The sequence below is a fragment of the Bacillus sp. 2205SS5-2 genome (assembly GCF_037024155.1).
Taxonomy (GTDB): domain Bacteria; phylum Bacillota; class Bacilli; order Bacillales; family Bacillaceae_K; genus Bacillus_CI.
Window position 1 is genome coordinate 1 of the sequence record NZ_JAYKTS010000053.1, and the last position, 16,058, is coordinate 16,058.

The 16,058-nt window shown below is 35.7% G+C and carries 15 protein-coding genes and 3 pseudogenes; 9 read left to right on the forward strand and 9 right to left on the reverse strand.

Annotation, left to right across the window (positions count from 1 at the left end; genetic code table 11):
• The coding region (gene tnpA / locus U8D43_RS20250) for an IS200/IS605 family transposase (RefSeq protein ID WP_335872958.1) at positions 1-189 on the reverse strand (189 nt) is incomplete at its 3' end.
• A gap of 193 nt (positions 190-382) precedes the next feature.
• A complete protein-coding gene (locus U8D43_RS20255; RefSeq protein WP_335872959.1) occupies positions 383-997 on the reverse strand; it encodes a PH domain-containing protein in 615 nt (204 codons plus the stop codon).
• A gap of 333 nt (positions 998-1,330) precedes the next feature.
• Here U8D43_RS20255 and U8D43_RS20260 point away from each other — a divergent pair, with 333 nt between their 5' ends.
• Positions 1,331-2,536, forward strand: a complete 1,206-nt coding sequence (locus U8D43_RS20260; protein ID WP_335872960.1) for an MFS transporter — start codon at positions 1,331-1,333, stop codon at positions 2,534-2,536.
• Between the two features lie 242 nt (positions 2,537-2,778).
• Here U8D43_RS20260 and U8D43_RS20265 read toward each other — a convergent pair whose 3' ends face one another.
• The gene (locus U8D43_RS20265; protein WP_335872961.1) at positions 2,779-2,934 is read right to left on the reverse strand and encodes a DUF1540 domain-containing protein; all 156 of its coding nucleotides are present in this window, start codon (positions 2,932-2,934) and stop codon (positions 2,779-2,781) included.
• A 197-nt stretch (positions 2,935-3,131) separates the two neighbouring features.
• Here U8D43_RS20265 and U8D43_RS20270 point away from each other — a divergent pair, with 197 nt between their 5' ends.
• The 4 genes and pseudogenes from U8D43_RS20270 to U8D43_RS20280 form a co-directional block, all read left to right on the forward strand.
• Positions 3,132-3,365, forward strand: coding sequence for a hypothetical protein (locus U8D43_RS20270; RefSeq protein ID WP_335872962.1), 234 nt, complete (start codon positions 3,132-3,134; stop codon positions 3,363-3,365).
• A 21-nt stretch (positions 3,366-3,386) separates the two neighbouring features.
• Positions 3,387-3,578, forward strand: coding sequence for a hypothetical protein (locus U8D43_RS20275; protein WP_335872963.1), 192 nt, complete (start codon positions 3,387-3,389; stop codon positions 3,576-3,578).
• Positions 3,579-3,613: 35 nt separating this feature from the next.
• Positions 3,614-4,039, forward strand: a pseudogene (locus U8D43_RS21125) (cation:proton antiporter domain-containing protein).
• 66 nt (positions 4,040-4,105) lie between these two features.
• Positions 4,106-4,225: pseudogene (locus U8D43_RS20280) on the forward strand (phosphoribulokinase); the annotation flags it as partial.
• A gap of 669 nt (positions 4,226-4,894) precedes the next feature.
• On the opposite strand, the gene U8D43_RS20285 reads toward U8D43_RS20280, so the two are convergent.
• Positions 4,895-5,572: a hypothetical protein gene (locus tag U8D43_RS20285; RefSeq protein WP_335872964.1), complete on the reverse strand. Its 678-nt coding sequence runs from the start codon at positions 5,570-5,572 to the stop codon at positions 4,895-4,897.
• Between the two features lie 243 nt (positions 5,573-5,815).
• On the opposite strand from U8D43_RS20285, the gene U8D43_RS20290 reads away from it, so the two are divergent.
• Entirely contained in the window at positions 5,816-6,376 is a 561-nt protein-coding gene (locus U8D43_RS20290) for a TetR/AcrR family transcriptional regulator (protein ID WP_335872965.1), read from the forward strand.
• Positions 6,377-6,902: 526 nt separating this feature from the next.
• Positions 6,903-8,025, forward strand: a pseudogene (locus U8D43_RS21130) (IS4 family transposase).
• 547 nt (positions 8,026-8,572) lie between these two features.
• Here the strand turns inward: U8D43_RS21130 and U8D43_RS20305 are convergent.
• The 5 genes from U8D43_RS20305 to U8D43_RS20325 form a co-directional block, all read right to left on the reverse strand.
• Positions 8,573-9,196, reverse strand: coding sequence for a sterol desaturase family protein (locus U8D43_RS20305; RefSeq protein ID WP_335872967.1), 624 nt, complete (start codon positions 9,194-9,196; stop codon positions 8,573-8,575).
• Complete coding sequence (locus tag U8D43_RS20310; protein WP_335872968.1) at positions 9,183-9,878, reverse strand: GntR family transcriptional regulator; 696 nt, start codon at positions 9,876-9,878, stop codon at positions 9,183-9,185. Before U8D43_RS20310 ends, U8D43_RS20305 begins: the two co-directional genes overlap by 14 nt.
• Before the next feature lie 505 nt (positions 9,879-10,383).
• Positions 10,384-11,694 carry a D-arabinono-1,4-lactone oxidase gene (locus tag U8D43_RS20315; protein WP_335872969.1) on the reverse strand — a complete coding sequence of 437 codons (1,311 nt, stop codon included), beginning with the start codon at positions 11,692-11,694 and terminating at the stop codon, positions 10,384-10,386.
• On the reverse strand, positions 11,682-12,857 hold the full coding sequence (locus tag U8D43_RS20320; RefSeq protein ID WP_335872970.1) for an amino acid deaminase/aldolase: 1,176 nt from the start codon (positions 12,855-12,857) through the stop codon (positions 11,682-11,684). Before U8D43_RS20320 ends, U8D43_RS20315 begins: the two co-directional genes overlap by 13 nt.
• A 682-nt stretch (positions 12,858-13,539) precedes the next feature.
• Positions 13,540-14,397, reverse strand: coding sequence for an SDR family oxidoreductase (locus U8D43_RS20325; protein WP_335872971.1), 858 nt, complete (start codon positions 14,395-14,397; stop codon positions 13,540-13,542).
• 144 nt (positions 14,398-14,541) lie between these two features.
• Here U8D43_RS20325 and U8D43_RS20330 point away from each other — a divergent pair, with 144 nt between their 5' ends.
• Positions 14,542-14,958, forward strand: a complete 417-nt coding sequence (locus tag U8D43_RS20330; protein WP_335872972.1) for an Rrf2 family transcriptional regulator — start codon at positions 14,542-14,544, stop codon at positions 14,956-14,958.
• Positions 14,959-15,283: 325 nt separating this feature from the next.
• Positions 15,284-15,781 carry an HTH domain-containing protein gene (locus U8D43_RS20335; protein ID WP_335872973.1) on the forward strand — a complete coding sequence of 166 codons (498 nt, stop codon included), beginning with the start codon at positions 15,284-15,286 and terminating at the stop codon, positions 15,779-15,781.
• Positions 15,782-16,058 lie beyond the last annotated feature (277 nt).

Below are 16,058 nucleotides of genomic sequence, written 5' to 3' on the forward strand. Positions count from 1 at the left end.
AGAGTGGTCCTTATCGCATTCAATAGCAATAATTTCAATATCTAATTCAACACTTATTTCTTGCACCAACTGCTTAAAGCGTTCTTCGACTTTTGTTTGAAGAAATATCTTTCGTCTGTACCTTGGGCAGAAAACAAAATGATAATTAATTAATGAGAGAGTAGTTTTGGTTCTTCTGTATTCTCCCATAGTTTAATTTTATCAGTTCGAATTATTTATCCTTATTACTGCTTCTAGCCTACGTAGTTCTAAAGATTTACTTCGTTCCTTTAAGATCATTTAATCCTCTCCTTTCTGACTACTGTACTATTCTATATCTTCCGCCCATCCCCTGCCTTTTCCCCATAAAAAAAATTGCCACCTAAGCAGCAAGTTTTACCCATTAATTATTAATATATTTCTCAAACACTTCACCATAATCCTTCACATGATATTGCTCTCGTACAGATGTCATCCAAGTAAAACCAAAGTCGGTTAGCTCACGATACGTTTCGGCTAACTTTGCATCATCCGTTCTGGAATTTTGTAGAACCGATACTGCTTTGTCCAAACTATCAGAAGCCATATCAATGTAGATATTATTTTCTTCCGTCATCTCAGAGATTTTCACTAAGGCTTTGTACAGATCCTTTAACTGTTCAATTTGATCTTTGCGGACATCGATATCAAAATTTTCGTTTCCAATTTGGAATTTAATTTCTACATCCATATCAATTTTTCCAGCGGTTTCAAGAAGTACATTTGCAATTTTATATTTCGAATAAGAATAGCGTTTCAGCGTTCTCTTAGAGGAGATCGCGCTCTCTCCGTCGACATGAATTAGCGCCACATTCGTAAAGCAATATTCATCTGCTTTTGTTTTTATAAGGAAATAAATCTTCTCATCGTCTTCATGCATTACATAATCATCAGCATCCGTTTTGTCAAAATCTTCTGGAGAAATAATCGTACCGATATCGGATAATCCTAATGCATCAGAAGCTAATTTCTTAAACATAAAATCCTCTCCTCTTCCTTTTGGACTTTCCCCCTAATTTTAACAATAATTAAAGCGAGTTTAAACGGATAAATAAAATTACTTCTGACATATAGGATGTTGCTTTTATCAATAGAATAAATTCCGCTAAAAGTATAGGTTCCGGGTTATCTTTTCGTCTAATTCTGAACCCATCTAACTCAGAATAGAATATTTCATCGAGAAATAGATTAAATAGATACAATGAATACGAAAAGAGCCAATATCGATGAGAAATGGAAGTAAAAAAACTTCTTTTGCATCAATAATTGTAGTACCTTTAGAGAAGCGAAATAATCGAATGCGAGGTATATTATGTGGAAAAATAAAAATGTGTGGATTTTATTGAGCGGTGAATTTATTGCTGGGCTTGGTTTATGGCTTGGTATTATTGGTAATTTAGAGTTTATGCAAGAAAAGGTACCTTCCGATTTTGTGAAATCTCTCATCCTTGCAGCAGGTTTGCTAGCTGGACTCGTTGTCGGACCGTTGGCAGGACGAATAACCGATCAAACGAAAAAGAAGACGGTTATGCTCGTGTCTGGGTTCACTCGATCAATTAGTGTGTTGTTTATGCTTGTTGCGATTGCAACGGATTCTGTGTTGTGGATGATTGTTTTCCTCGTAAGCATTCAGATTTCAGCCGCTTTCTATTTCCCTGCTCTCCAAGCGGCAATTCCGTTAATTGTGAAAGATAAAGATTTGTTGCAAATGAACGGGGTTCACATGAATGTTTCGACATTATCGCGAATCGCCGGTACAGCCATTGCTGGAATCTTTATCGTCATTATGTCACTTTCAATGTTATACACATTATCGCTTATCGCCTATTTAGGATTGTTTTTCTTAACTTGGTTCTTAACAATTGATGAGGAAAATACGGAGGAAGCGAAACAAACAAACCCCAACAATTCAAATGGATTTAAAGACGTCTTCCCCGTCATTAAAGGACTTCCAATTGTGTTTATGACGCTCGTAATGACCCTTATTCCACTTCTATTTATCGGTGGATTTAATTTAATGGTGATCAATATCAGTGAATTACAAGATAGCTCAGCAATTAAAGGATGGATTTACACAGCCGAAGGTATTGCGTTTATGACCGGAGCCTTTTTCGTTAAGCGAATTAGCCTGAGGCAATCTCCATACCGAATTCTATTTTTCTTTTCTTTTGTCATTGGGATATCTCAGCTCTTGCTCTATTTTGCTCAGATTCCGCTGATGTCTGTTGTAGCCTTCGTTATTTTTGGTTTTTCAGTTGGCTGTTTCTTTCCTACGGCCGCCACTATTTTTCAGACTCGAGTGCCAAAGGAGTTTCATGGACGATTTTTCTCCTTCCGAAACATGCTTGATCGTTTGATTTTCCAGGCGGTTTTGTTAGTGACAGGGTTGCTACTCGATCTTATCGGATTAAGGTTAATGGGTATTATCCTTGGATGTTTCTCCATTATCATGACCTCCTTTTTTTATTCAAGGTATCGATATTATCGTCAAAAACTACAAATCGAACAGACCAATTAGATCATTTGATTAAGCTATTTTCACAAAATTTGTGGCTTTTCGTATCATTTCGTCTATTTTTGATGGAAATCAACAGAGAAATGGAGAATTTATTCAAAAATTAGATGAAAGAGCCAAATAAAAAAACACACTTCAAGTGTGTTTTTTTGAATAGGAATGATAATTATTATCAATAATAATCTTCATAAGGATGCTGGTGAGGAAAAAGAGACAACCACGTCATTGGTTGCCCCGCTACTTTGTTACACGCTCGGTTCAAATGTTTTACAATCCGTTTCCTCACTATTCTTCGCTCTCTCACCCTTGTGACTTACGACAAAAATTTGGGAAGCACCACATTTTTTCCCCCCACGATTATGAACGCAATTCATCACTTCACATAATATTTCTTGAGCCATATTCTCTCACCTCCTTCCTTACTAGAATTCACCTTATGAAAGGCACTCATACCATCAAATTATGGAAGAATCAATTTCGGCTACGATTAATTCAAATAGGGGATATTCTTGTTGGTGCTGTTCACATTGAGACGTTTCACTTTTCTTGCTATAGGGTATAACAATGAAAAAAACGATAACTAAAGAGGACGATTTTCTTGGATGCATCTCAATTTCTTTTGCTCTTATTTATTGGCTATGCGGTCTTTACCATTGATATTAAAAAGAATTTCTTTCCTACACCTCCCATATTAGTCATCATTGGAATTGGATTATCTTTTGTCTCTTTTTTCTCAAGCCTAGAAATATCTCAAGAATTACTTTATGAAATTTTGCTCCCCGCGCTCTTATATACTTCTGCTTATCGTTATTCACTGGATGCGTTCAAATAAAATGCATGGATGATTGGATATTTGAGTAATTTAGGATTGATTTTGACAACACTGATTCTTGGTGCTGCCATTTTCGTTTTATCCTCTCCTTTCACTTCTCTCACTTTCATTGGTTCCTGGCTCATTGCTGTCATCTTAACGCCAACTGATCCTGTTTCCGTTGTTTTTATATTAAAAGAGTCTGGAAAAATCAGGACATTGCGGATATTGTAGAGGCAGAATCGCTTATTAATGATGGAACGAGTATCGTGCTTTTCACCATTCTCGTCTCGATGTATGTCAACGGCGAAACTTTTGCTATTTTTGCTTTTTTAAAGGATTTTTTCATCGTTTCATTTGGAGGGATTTTTATTGGGATTCTTTTTTGTTGAATTGTCATCATTATACTCATCATAAAGAATACCAGGTTATCCTTAGTATCGTTCTCGCGTATGGGAGTTTTTTTTATTGCTGAACATTTTGGTGTTTCTGGGGTGCTCGCCTCAGTCGGAGCAGGCATTATGCTGTCGTGGGAAATTAACCACAACATAAAAGAAGATCATTTCCGCGAAGCTTTAGATGGGTTTTGGGGAATTGTTGAGCCTTCTTTTGTCAATTGGTATTTCTACTCATTGGAATTGGAGCAGCTAACTATTTGTCGATCGAGTATAGTTGGTTGGTTTTTCTCATTGTGATGGTCTCCATTTTAGTCCGGCTTCTCATTGTTATTCTGACCACCAAGGTTTTACCTCAAGCAAGAAAACAGTTTAAGGCAGTCTCATGAAGAACGTCGGATTCAGTATGAAGTGTTTATTCACCCGTACAGTCAGCGTTTTGATATTATTATCAAAACTTCAGATGAATCAATATGTATAGAAAAAATACATTTGAATTTAACTGCAAATCACTATACGAATGTTTATCAAACAGGTCCAATATTACATATAGACCATATCGAGGTTTCACTTTAACATTATATTTCTTCACAATCAGGGCAATAACTGAAGAGCGATATTAATGTCTGTAAAGTTTATCTTGAAATCGAGTTTGCTGTTAAAGGGCGCAATTATTTAGTATTGCGTCCTTTTTTATGAATAAAGGTTGTCTGATCTAAGTGTATTTGAAATAATTGGTATTAAGTTAAAGGACAGGAATGTTGAATTAAGCTTTAATAAAGGAGAGTCCATTTGAAAAATACACGTAAATTATTCAATGGACTGCTTTTGCGGTAGTAATGTTAACTACTAATATAAGATTAGTGTTAGGTGTATCAGGGGTATCTCAGAATATAGGTTACAGTACACTTACTACTATAGCTTGGACAGGGGATGGTATAGGAATAAATTCACTTCTAATTTCCTACTTGTTTCCAGAGAAGTTTTGAACTCACAAATTTTCAAAGTACAACCAACCGGCAGAAGGCTAAAATAACATTACAGCAGTCCTTGGGTTATTCCAGAAAAATGCGCGCTTCACGAATAAGAAGCACGCCTTTCTTTCTGCTTTGGACTATACCTCTAATTAAGTTTGTATAGTGTTAATTATTGTACTTAACTAAATGGTTGGTCTGAGTGTGATGGAGCACAACTGTGTGGACGATTAATGAAGTATATGGCTTTTTGATTCCAAATAACTTCATGACCAAAGACGCTTTTTTCCAGACTATCATGGATTATTTGACAATTCATTTGGTATATTCCTTCTGCTTCGTTTGGAGCCCAAGGTATGCGATAATATTTGCCTTTTTTATTGCGTGTCCATAAGTTATTTATTAGTGTCTTATCAAACTCTGTATTTTCTGATGACCCATATAACTCTGCAGTGAAGTTGTTTTGTCCTGATGTCACAGTTACATTGGCCTTTTCACCATTTTTGCAAAGAGACATTTTTCCAATATCTGTATTATAGTTGTCTGACAATGACAAGATCCCTACCATAGAGAGTGGTGTTTGCGCTTTTACAGCTAAATAGTTACCATTTCCCTTATCTAATAACCACACAGCTTCTGGATATTTGACGTTTACTAATGGTATCTTCCATGGTTTCATATTCTCTATTGTAACGACCATTAAAGCACAACTCACTCTATTCTCTTCGACTTGTTGAAACGAAAAATCGCTCCCTGCTAACTCTATGGCTTTCTCTTTTGGTAAACTCCCCTTTAGAAAAAAACCGTTTGTTTCTAATCCTTGATAGGCATATTTACTGCTGTCATTTTTTTTACTCATATTATCTCCCCTTAAAATATTGTCCAATATTTGGAAATTCGAAATATTATAAAAAAACATATAGAAATTTCAGATCACTCTCGCAATTATTGCTGCTGATGCTCAATAGAATTGTCACATTAAAATATACACATTTGTGTAATGTCTTGATGTGAAGTATAATAATGAAAAATTGTTTGGTCAATAGGATTTCGGAAGTATACACATACCCTGTAAATATGTGTACTATATAAGGAGCTTGATATGAAAGAGACTAAGAATGAGTTATCTAAACGATCTCAACGTTTGATTAGAGAAGCGCTAATCGAACTTTTGAAGGAAAAAAAATATAAGAGTATAACAATTAAAGACATAGTACAGCAAGCTGAATTATCAAGAAAAACTTTTTATTTAAACTATGAATCAAAAGAAGAAGTAATTAGTCATCATATTGCATTACTTTATGAAAAACAACTTTCTGATTTCAACGATGATATAGATCCTATCAATTACATTATGGACACATATCTACGTATTTGGAATGAAAATATAGACTTGATAATATTGCTAAAGAAGCAAGAATTATCAGGCTTACTACGAATTTTAGAAAAAGAAATTGAAGAAGTTGGCCATAAAATGCATTGCAAAGCATTCATGAATCTAAGTGAGGTATCAAATTATTATGCATCTTCATATTATGCAGGTGCTATGTTAAGTATTTTGGATAAGTGGGCTGATACCGGAATGCAGGAAAATATTGAAACGATTAGAGAAGTTTTCTTTGAATTGATGAGATTTAGCTTACCGACTTCTTCCATAAAATGAACTAAAGAGGGAAACAGTGGTTTTAGTATTGCTAATGAGTATCGCAATCTCTATCTGTCTATTGTTTTTATCTAATCTTTATAAAACCACCTCAGTATACTATAATGAACAAGTGGGCTCATTAATCAAAGAACATAATACACGTTCTCTCGAATCCGAGTCTTCAGCTATTGGGCGCCATTCTGAAATAAGAGAGTGGCTTTTTTTATTTGGCTCTTTTCGTATACATTGTTGCTATTTCATCTGATTTTTGACTTAATCCTCCATTTCACTGTTGATTTCTATCAAAAACAGACGAAATGATGCCCGAAACAAAGCTATATCATAGATATTAAACTGATACGAAAAGCCACAATCTTTACGAAAACAGCCTTTTATTTTAAGGATTGAACAAGTAAGACTAATGTAATGTAATCAATCAAGAGTGTTGATTAACCAATTAAATCCAGTGAAAAACTACAAAAAAGGACGCCTTTTCTGTAAAATTGTTGTTACCAGACAAACAATTTAGAAAAGGAGCGTCCCTATGAAACAGTCTATCACCTTCCCGAATTTGATTCAAAAGTTAATTTTGCCAGAAGAGATTGAAATCGTCACAAAACTCACTGGTTATAAGGATACAAGTACTAAATTAGATGTAATGACACTCGTTTGTTATTTTGTTTGTGCTGCTGCTAATGAATGGAAAAGCTACCGTCAAAGTGCTGATGTTGGAAGAAAACACGGATTACCTCAAGTCAATTATTCTACGTTTTCAAAGAAAGGAAGTCATGTCCCTTATCAATTGATAAAAGAACTATTTAACCTTATCGTTTCCAAATGCAATCGTGCGACAAGAAGGTCTTTAAAAATCCCCAAGAAACTACTACTCGTTGATTCTACTACGATTACGGTTGGAAAAACTCGTCTTTCATGGGGAGCGCTCTGGCATCAAGCTCCATGTGGCGTTTACAGAAGAAACCGAAATGCCTCTTAAGGTAATCGAAACCATCGCAAGGAAACATGATGGACCAATAGGCGAAGAGCTTGTCGATGAACGTTTTATTCTCGTTGAAGACCGTGCGTACGGAAAACGGTCTCGTTTTGATCAATTTCTTCAGGAAGATCAATCGTTTTTGAATCGTCTTAAATCAAATGTTGAAATCGTTAATCCAAAGTCCCTTCAACGAATGGAAAGGGATGGTTCAAACGTGAATCGAGATACCACATGTAAGCTCGGGACCAAACAATGCCGAACTTCCAACAGACATCGAGTGGTGTTTTTTCACGATGATAAGGGATAAGAAATTCGAGTCGTTCCCGATTTAATGCATGTTTCTTCAGAAGACATTGCGGACATGTATAAAGCACGTTGGAAGATTGAAACGTTTTTTCGCTGGATTAAACAAAATCTTAATGTTCCTGTGCTTTTTGGAACGACGGAGAACGCCGTTTATAATCAGCTATTTTCTGCACGTATCGCATACGTTTTACTCAAATGGCTGTATCAGAATACTTCAAAACGAGAAGTAAAAACAAAACTTTCATTTATCTCATTTAAAAGATTTCTTTTAATAGATGATTTTCCTATTGATTGGTTCTCCGAAATGATCGTAGCTTTAAAAAACACCAGGCTTTTCTACGAGAATAGTCTGCCTAAAAATGGATAATCAACACGCCTGATATTCTCCATCAAAAAAACAGATACACAAGGTATCTGCCTGTTTATGAGGGGGGGCATTCCACACTTAGGCATCACTTGAATGATTATTCTTTGAAAATAGACAGAGCACTCCCCTGAAATGGAGCGATTTCTATCCAGTTCATTAACGAATTATCAACAAGTGATCCACATGTAAAATTTTCCTCCCCTTTCTTCCATCTCTTCCCTATATTTTATTCCAAATTAAAGGAAGAATCAACTTCTTTTAATAGAGCACTGAAAAAGTGACATTTTAAAGAAAAAGAAGCCAAGAACCTACTTCATATAAGTCCTTAGCTTCTTAAATCTTCTGACAATATACTAACAGTTACTTTTTCAGCGGCCTAATTTTAACAGGTCTCTTTTGTATAGATTATTGCTTTATACGTTATAATCTATGAAATTCTCCATTTTCATATGAATTCTGTTCAAAAATAGACAAAATGATACTCCTAAACTTTTCCTTTTAATGTAAACAAACTGCTGCGAAAACAACCCTAATAAAAGGGTCTCATTTAATTAGCTCGCTTTTCTAGATCCTTCGCCGTTTGACTCGTTTCTACGTCTTTCTCATCCTTTAATGTTCCAAAAATCGCATCCACAAAAGGAGTCGACACCCCGTACCAATAGTTTTCATTTTTATAATGATGCAGGATATGTGTTTTTTTCAGCCACACGCCAAATTGGGTTTTCGGTTTGATCGGACGATGAGCAATATAGTGCTTCCATTCATAAACGAGGAACATAATCATGAGTCCGAGACTAAATGTTAATGTCCACATAAATTCGCCTGTTACCAAATAAAAAATTAGAGCTAGCACAGATAAATTAGGAAGACTGTACCAAATCGGTAGAAACAAGAGTTTCAAATCATTTGGCGTTTTATGATGATCATAATGTAACCGCTTTAATAATTTTAAAAAGAAAGGATTTTTTGGCGCTTTTAAGTGAAAAAGGAAGCGATGCGTAAAATATTCACTAAACATAAACGTCACAACCCCGACACTTAAAAAGAGTAGAGTTGCGAAAGAAAACCCGACTATTCCAACATAGATTGCGATACCGATAAAAATCAAAACCATGATCAAAATATCGATATGCATGAAAAAATCACGATATAGCCCTTTAGATTTCACCATTTTCCCTCCTTGTTTTTTCCTTCCATAACGCTACGCTTGCTGTCATCATATTCTGCGTGATCAATTCAATTTGCCCAAGGTCATTTCTCAATAGAGAGTCTAATAAATCCTGATAGAAGTTCAAAGATAATTGGCGATGCGTTTTTTCTTGAAAATACGTCTCCCCCATTTTCAAATAGACATCATTGAAGGTGTTAAGAATAAAGAGATAGACCGGGTTAGGTGACAAAGCGGCTAAGTTACGTTGTAAACCCCAATCAAACATCGCATAGCTCAGCGGATCATTTTCTAATTCATCTAAGTTCGAAAACAACGAAATTACGCTGAGTGGATGATGTAAAACGGCATCCTTTATATAGGCTGGCGTTAAGGAAATCCGTACCTCCAACATATGTTGAATAAAGTTATCCGGAATACGATCATACATTTGAACCATACGGACAATTGTTAATAAGTTGCCGTTTCGCTTGTAATTTCTCACAATCGAAGGCATTCCTTTTCGTTGTGTGATCCAGCCATCCCGTTCTAGACGTTGCAAGACCTCACGCACAGCCGGTCTACCTACCTGAAAATGAGCTGCCAATTCTCTTTCTGGCAATAATGGTTCATCTTGCTTAAACTCACCTTCTAATATTGCCTGTATGATTTGCTTCTCCAAGACATCTGAGGACCGTTCACTCAATAAATACACCCCTTTGGTAAGACCAATTTTTTTATTGGTAATACCAAATTAAGCTATTTTGCTCTTTTTGTCAAACTATTCTTATATTTATTCAAGGACATGGGGACAGTTTACTGTCCTCATGTCCACAAAAGAAAGCATTAGCAGTTCAAATGTTTTGGAGAAAATCAAAAAACATAGGTTAAATAACATATAAATTAGCGATACGGTTAATAATGTAAATAGCATACAAAAAAGCTTAAGGGAATTTTTTAACCTCAAGCTTTTTAACCTTGATCTGGTATGTTGTTTCTTTAATTAATACCTTATTAGCTTACTAGGAACGTTCGTACTTGAACCAATTTCACTTAAAGTACATTCTCACCATAGACAATTTTGATTGCCGAAATGATACCTAGGGTGCAAATTGCTATGCTGTTTACAATGTTTCTCCTCTAAAAAGAGAACTCCCACTAACAAGGAGTTCCCTAAATTGATGACAAAAATCAACACAAAAATGGAAGAGTTACATACAAAGTAAACGACTTAAATATTCATTCACAAACAACCCCTTAGGGTCCATTTGCTCCCTTAATTTTATAAACGCTGGCAACATCGGATATAGGCGAATCAAGTCATCATAGGTCATCGTATGAAGCTTTGCCCAGTGTGGCCTTCCGTCGTACTCTTGAAAAATTCGTTCTACTTTGTGGAAATATTTCTCATATGGCATCCCTTTATACATATGGACCGCAATATAAGCAGATTCTCGTTGGTACGCAGGGCTTAACCATAGGTCATCTTCTTTTACAAACCGACATTCTACCGGAAAATGAACAGCTATATTTTCTTGCTTAATCATTTCTAATATTTTTTCTAATACTGGTCTTATGTTTTGTCTTGGTACACAATATTCCATTTCATTAAACTTGACTGTACGAACGGTTGAGAACAATTCGAAGCTAGGACCTATCATCGCCGTATTAGGGACGGATTTTGCGGAAAATCGACTAATCAAGGATGACAAGGAGGGTTTGATGCGAGCTATTTCACTTAAGATTGAATAGGCACTGTTTTCAAGTTTACTGGCTTTCCATTTTTCAAACGCATAAGATGAACCTTGCTCAGAGGTTTTATTCATCCTTTTTACTTGTATCATCGAAGAGTAGGGAAAGGCATAAAATTCAAAGTGTTCATTCTCCTCAAGTAAGCGTGGTAACTCCCTTAGCGCAGTATCAAGTTCCATGCGCTGACTAGTATGTTTATAGTTTTGTTTGGGGACAATTCTAAGTTTCAATTTAACAACGATTCCTAATAATCCAAGAGACAAGGCATGCGCTGGAAAAACCTCTGGATGTAGTTTTCTAGAAAAGGATGTAACCCGGCCGTTTGCTAAAACGATCGTGACTTCCTCAATCTGTGTAGATAATACACCATGGTCAACACCAGTTCCGTGAGTACCTGTTAATAGCGCTCCACTAACAGACTGTACATTTATATCTCCTAAATTCTCTTGTGAATAGCCCAATTCATGTAATTCGCTACCCAGTCTAGATAACTTTGTCCCTGCCCAGACTTCTGCAGTCAACTCATTCTCATCCACTTCTATTACGCCCTGTAAATGATCCAAAGATAGTAGAATATCATTCGTTTTAATTAGTGGCGTAAAAGAATGGCCGGAACCAATGACACGAATTTTTCGATTTTGAGAAGAAGCGATGTTTACGATTTCTACTATCTCTTCAATGCTAGTTGGCTTTTGAATGATTTGTGGCTGAAACTGAAGAGACTCCGACCAATTTTTCATAGCTTGAGGTGTTTCTTTTAATGAAAGCAATATCCATCCCCCCTATAAGTCGTGCATGAATCTATTACCCTATCATTCTCAACAAGTTGAATATGCGTAAACCTTTCAGCTAATTCCCCAGCTTTACTATGACGAAAAACAATGACATCTCCCACCTCTAATGGCTGATCACCATTATTATTAAATGGAGTTTGTACCTCTCCCGCACCTTCTAAAGATACTAGGTCACAACCTTTGGGTAGGTGAATAAGCGGCTGCTTTTCTTTTCCTGTAGCACCACTAGCAATATAACCACCACTATAACTTGTATAGACATTGTTACTCGGTTGCCTAACAATCGGTGAAGTGAAAAATAGACTCGGTTCATATCGAAAATCACGATAGTAATCAAATAGATGGGGTGCATACAAGGCAGATCCAACAGCAACTTCTGTCACAGCCTCTTCTTCTCGCGTAATTAGTAAACTTCCTGTCCCCCCACCATTACTGAATCTCAAGCTTATCCCTTCACTTTTAAGGGCGTCTACGATTTCTTGCCTTCTACGAGGATAATCCTGAAACGATTTCCTCTTTAGATACGTTATGAGGCGATTTTTTATGAATTGACCAGGCATTTTATCGGCAACACCCGCAATTTGAGCTTCATACCCCATAATACCGTCTAAAATAAGGGTAGGATATTTTTTTATTTCTTGGATAAGTGTTAATACTTGGTGGGTATATCTGAGGGGAGACCGTTTCACGCCAAAATGCAATCCAAAATAGGTAAGACTTAAATCAATATCTAGGCATATACGGAATTTTGATGAGGATTCTTTTGCGATTTTATGTAATAATTCAATATGACTAATAGAGTCAATCATAATTGTGATGAACTTCTCTTCATGGAACAGATTCGCGATCTTCATAAGCGCTTCTCGGTCCGTCGTTGGGTAGGCTAACAGTAAATCATCGAACCCTTTCTCTGCTAAAAAGACACATTCATGTGGGTTGTAACACAAAATCCCACGAAAGCATGTGTGAGATGAAAGGACTCGTTCAATCAAATTTACAGAACGAATGGACTTACTTGCGACTCGCACGTTCTTGCCCTTTGCAATTGTGGCTACCTTTTCAACATTACGATCAAAGGCCTTCAGATCTAGATAAACTCCTGGAGAGGAAAATGAATTAAAGGTTTGATAGTCGATCAATGAATACCACTCCTTGCCTTAATACGAATACGTAATGAATTCTCGTTCAACCTCCAATATCCTTTATATTTTTGTCATTTCAATAAAAATTCATCTTTATCAAGTAGGATGCAGGTTTACGTTTTGACTAAATGCTCGCTTTCTATGTAGGCATTACGTAACGCAGAAATATCTGACAAATAAAAAATCTTTTTTTGTAAACTTTGTTTCTCCTGACACAACGAAAAAACAGCAAGTTGGGTTTTTTCGGTTCATTTCCTCCTTTTTTATCTAGAAATGAAAACTCTCTCGTTAGGAAAAGAGCACGATGTCTTACCAGTGAAGGATTTCACTCCTATTCGAAAAGCCCTAATCTTTGCGTAGACAGCCAATAATCAAAATGTTTATGAATTAGCTAGATCCTATCCTACCTTGCCCCCATGGTTCCCCACCATTTTCTTATACTAATCTTTTCATTAAAAAACTCTTTTTACTGCATTATTTGCCGGGATCATATGATTTCAAAATATTCACGGGAATAATTCCACTAAATCACCTCAAAAATTCAAGAATGAACTCTCAATTAAAAAAACCACCAAATATGTATTTGGTGGAGACGGAGTCACTACAACTTACGTTCAGAAACATCTCTGCTTAAGAATTGACACGATATATTTGCGCTTTCACTAAATCCTTTACCTAATTACTCCTTATATTTTCTGCTTATATAATGATCTAATTCTTCTGATTCATTTCCTGTTATTTGCCTGTAATCACCGGTTACTTCTCCCATAAGATGCTTAGAAGCAGCTACATATAAGGAAACTAATACACGTCCAAAACCTTTAGGTTCGTCATATGTTTCAGCAAATTCCTTGACACTCATCGGACCATATACGATGGGTTGCCCACTTATATTGCTTAATACATTTGCTAGCTCTTCCATAGAATAGGCTTTATTTCCTGTTAATGTGTATCGTTTACCTTGTAACTCTTCTCTCAAAGCAATCTGTATAACGGCTTTTGCGATATCTTCCCTTGAAATGAAAGAAATTTTACCGTTACCTACAGGATAAAGCAACTTCTTTCTCTCAATTAATTCTGGAATATATGGTGCAAATGAATCTGCATACATAGCATTTCGAATATAAGTGTAGTTCAAATCGCTAGATGCGAGTCTTCTTGGTACATAACCAAAGAAAGGACTCATTTTAAAAGGGCTATTGTCTTGATCAGCAATGAATCCAACAAAAATAAACTGCTTAACATTTGCCTTTTCAGCAGCATTTACTGCGTTTTCAAATTCTGCTATTCTCGGCAAACTTGGAAAGGTAATACTAGGGATATAAATAAGGACATCAGCACCTGTAAATGCTTCGATTAATTCTTGTTCAGAATTATAGTCTGCCTTTTTAATCGTTACCCCTTTTAAATTAAAGCTCTTAGCTTTATTGGGGTTTCGAACGGAAAGAACGAGTTCTTCTGGTTTTAGAAACTTTAAAGCCTCTTCTGAAATCTGCTTTCCTAAATGCCCTGTAGCAGCGGTTATGTTATAGATCATTTCAAATACTCCTTAATATTTAGTAGTATCGCTCATTGTAACAATTATAGTTATATTTCATTTTTACCCTTTACAGTTGTCAAACAGGTAGAATTGACAAAGTTATATTCAGAAAATAAAATAATAATACAGGTGGTGAGAATCATGGTTAACACAAAATTTTCCGTAGCAATTCATATCCTTTCTCTTATTACTTATTTCCCCAAAAATCAGCTTACATCAGAATTTATTGCGAGTAGCGTAAATACGAATCCGGTGGTAGTAAGACGAATAAGTAGTTTATTAAAAAAAGCAGGTCTCATTGAAGTACGGGCTGGTATAACTGGTTCCACTTTAACCAAGGAACCAGCAGAAATCTCTTTATTTGACGTCTATAAAGCTGTTCAGCAACAAGATTCTCTTTTTAATATACATGAAATGCCAAACCTCGATTGTCCCGTTGGAGGTAAAATTCAATCGGCACTCGATTTCACATTTGTTGAGGTACAAAAGACGATGGAAGATGAATTAAAAAATAGATCCCTCAAAGATGTAATCAATCATTTTACACCGGCAAAATAATAGAATATTATCTTGGTTATATTATTTCCTTCTGATGCAGGATTTATCATTTCATTTGAGGGTCAGGTATCTTTGTACTAGCTGGGCAAACCATTACAATAAGAGGAATTATTATCCTAAATAGCATAAAGATTCATATACTCTCATTACTAAATCCAAGCAGCAGGTATTTACCTACATAATTCATACAAAAACAAAAAAGCGAGAAACTCATATCACTCTAAGTAAAATGGTACCTGTAGTTAAGACACTTGAAAAAGAGTGTTTTATCTACAGGTATTTTTTTATATACTTAAATTTCACTATAAGGGGATTAGGAGACATCATGAGTAAAATAAAATTTTCAGCTAAAGAGATAAAAACACTTCAAAAGAATCCAAATGTACAGCGCGCTAGCATGAAATCTATTACCTATACAGATGCATTTAAAAAGAAGTCCTTGGATGACTATCTAACCGGAAAATTACCTCGACAGATATTTACGGAGAATGGCTTCGACACGGATATGATTGGAATTAAACGAATTGAACAATCAGCTTACCGTTGGAAGAAATCGTATGAAAAGAATGGGCTGATTGGGCTGACAGATTCCAGGAAAATGGCTTCCGGTAGGCCCATAAAGCGGGAACTTACACCAATCGAAGTAATTGAAAGACAGAATGCAAGAATCAAGCTTCTAGAGGGACAGGTGGAGCTGTTAAAAAAGCTAGAAACGACAGAAAGGAGGCTGCTAAACGCAAGAGAAACACTAAATACGAGTAAAGTATATCAGTTGATCCACCGCTATGATATTAAGACTACTAGCCAAGAAAATGTATTTTGAGTGAAAAGAGGTTGACCGATTTCAATCTAGAACCTAGCAAAATATAGTTTTGTTGGTCGAAGTACCTTCACCAAGTCTAATGTTAATTCACTTTTTGGTGTATAATATGTAGAAGGTGCATAAATCTTTTATATAATTAACTCAACTTTCGCACATAAAAAATAATGCATAACATAACTAGCTGTAAGGTTAGTTATAGTTCATAAATGTTCATTGACAATGAAAAATAGACATAAAAAAGCACCTCAACATTTGGTATAGTGTAATTGTCTAGAAA

Bases quoted from the DNA above. Each gene is read 5' to 3' on its own strand.
- U8D43_RS20265 (WP_335872961.1), bottom strand. From the start codon at position 2,934: ATGGCTCAAGAAATATTATGTGAAGTGATGAATTGCGTTCATAATCGT.
- U8D43_RS20325 (WP_335872971.1), bottom strand. From the start codon at position 14,397: ATGATCTATAACATAACCGCTGCTACAGGGCATTTAGGAAAGCAGATT.
- U8D43_RS20285 (WP_335872964.1), bottom strand. From the start codon at position 5,572: ATGAGTAAAAAAAATGACAGCAGTAAATATGCCTATCAAGGATTAGAA.
- U8D43_RS20335 (WP_335872973.1), top strand. From the start codon at position 15,284: ATGAGTAAAATAAAATTTTCAGCTAAAGAGATAAAAACACTTCAAAAG.
- U8D43_RS20260 (WP_335872960.1), top strand. From the start codon at position 1,331: ATGTGGAAAAATAAAAATGTGTGGATTTTATTGAGCGGTGAATTTATT.
- U8D43_RS20290 (WP_335872965.1), top strand. From the start codon at position 5,816: ATGAAAGAGACTAAGAATGAGTTATCTAAACGATCTCAACGTTTGATT.
- U8D43_RS20330 (WP_335872972.1), top strand. From the start codon at position 14,542: ATGGTTAACACAAAATTTTCCGTAGCAATTCATATCCTTTCTCTTATT.
- U8D43_RS20305 (WP_335872967.1), bottom strand. From the start codon at position 9,196: ATGGTGAAATCTAAAGGGCTATATCGTGATTTTTTCATGCATATCGAT.
- U8D43_RS20255 (WP_335872959.1), bottom strand. From the start codon at position 997: ATGTTTAAGAAATTAGCTTCTGATGCATTAGGATTATCCGATATCGGT.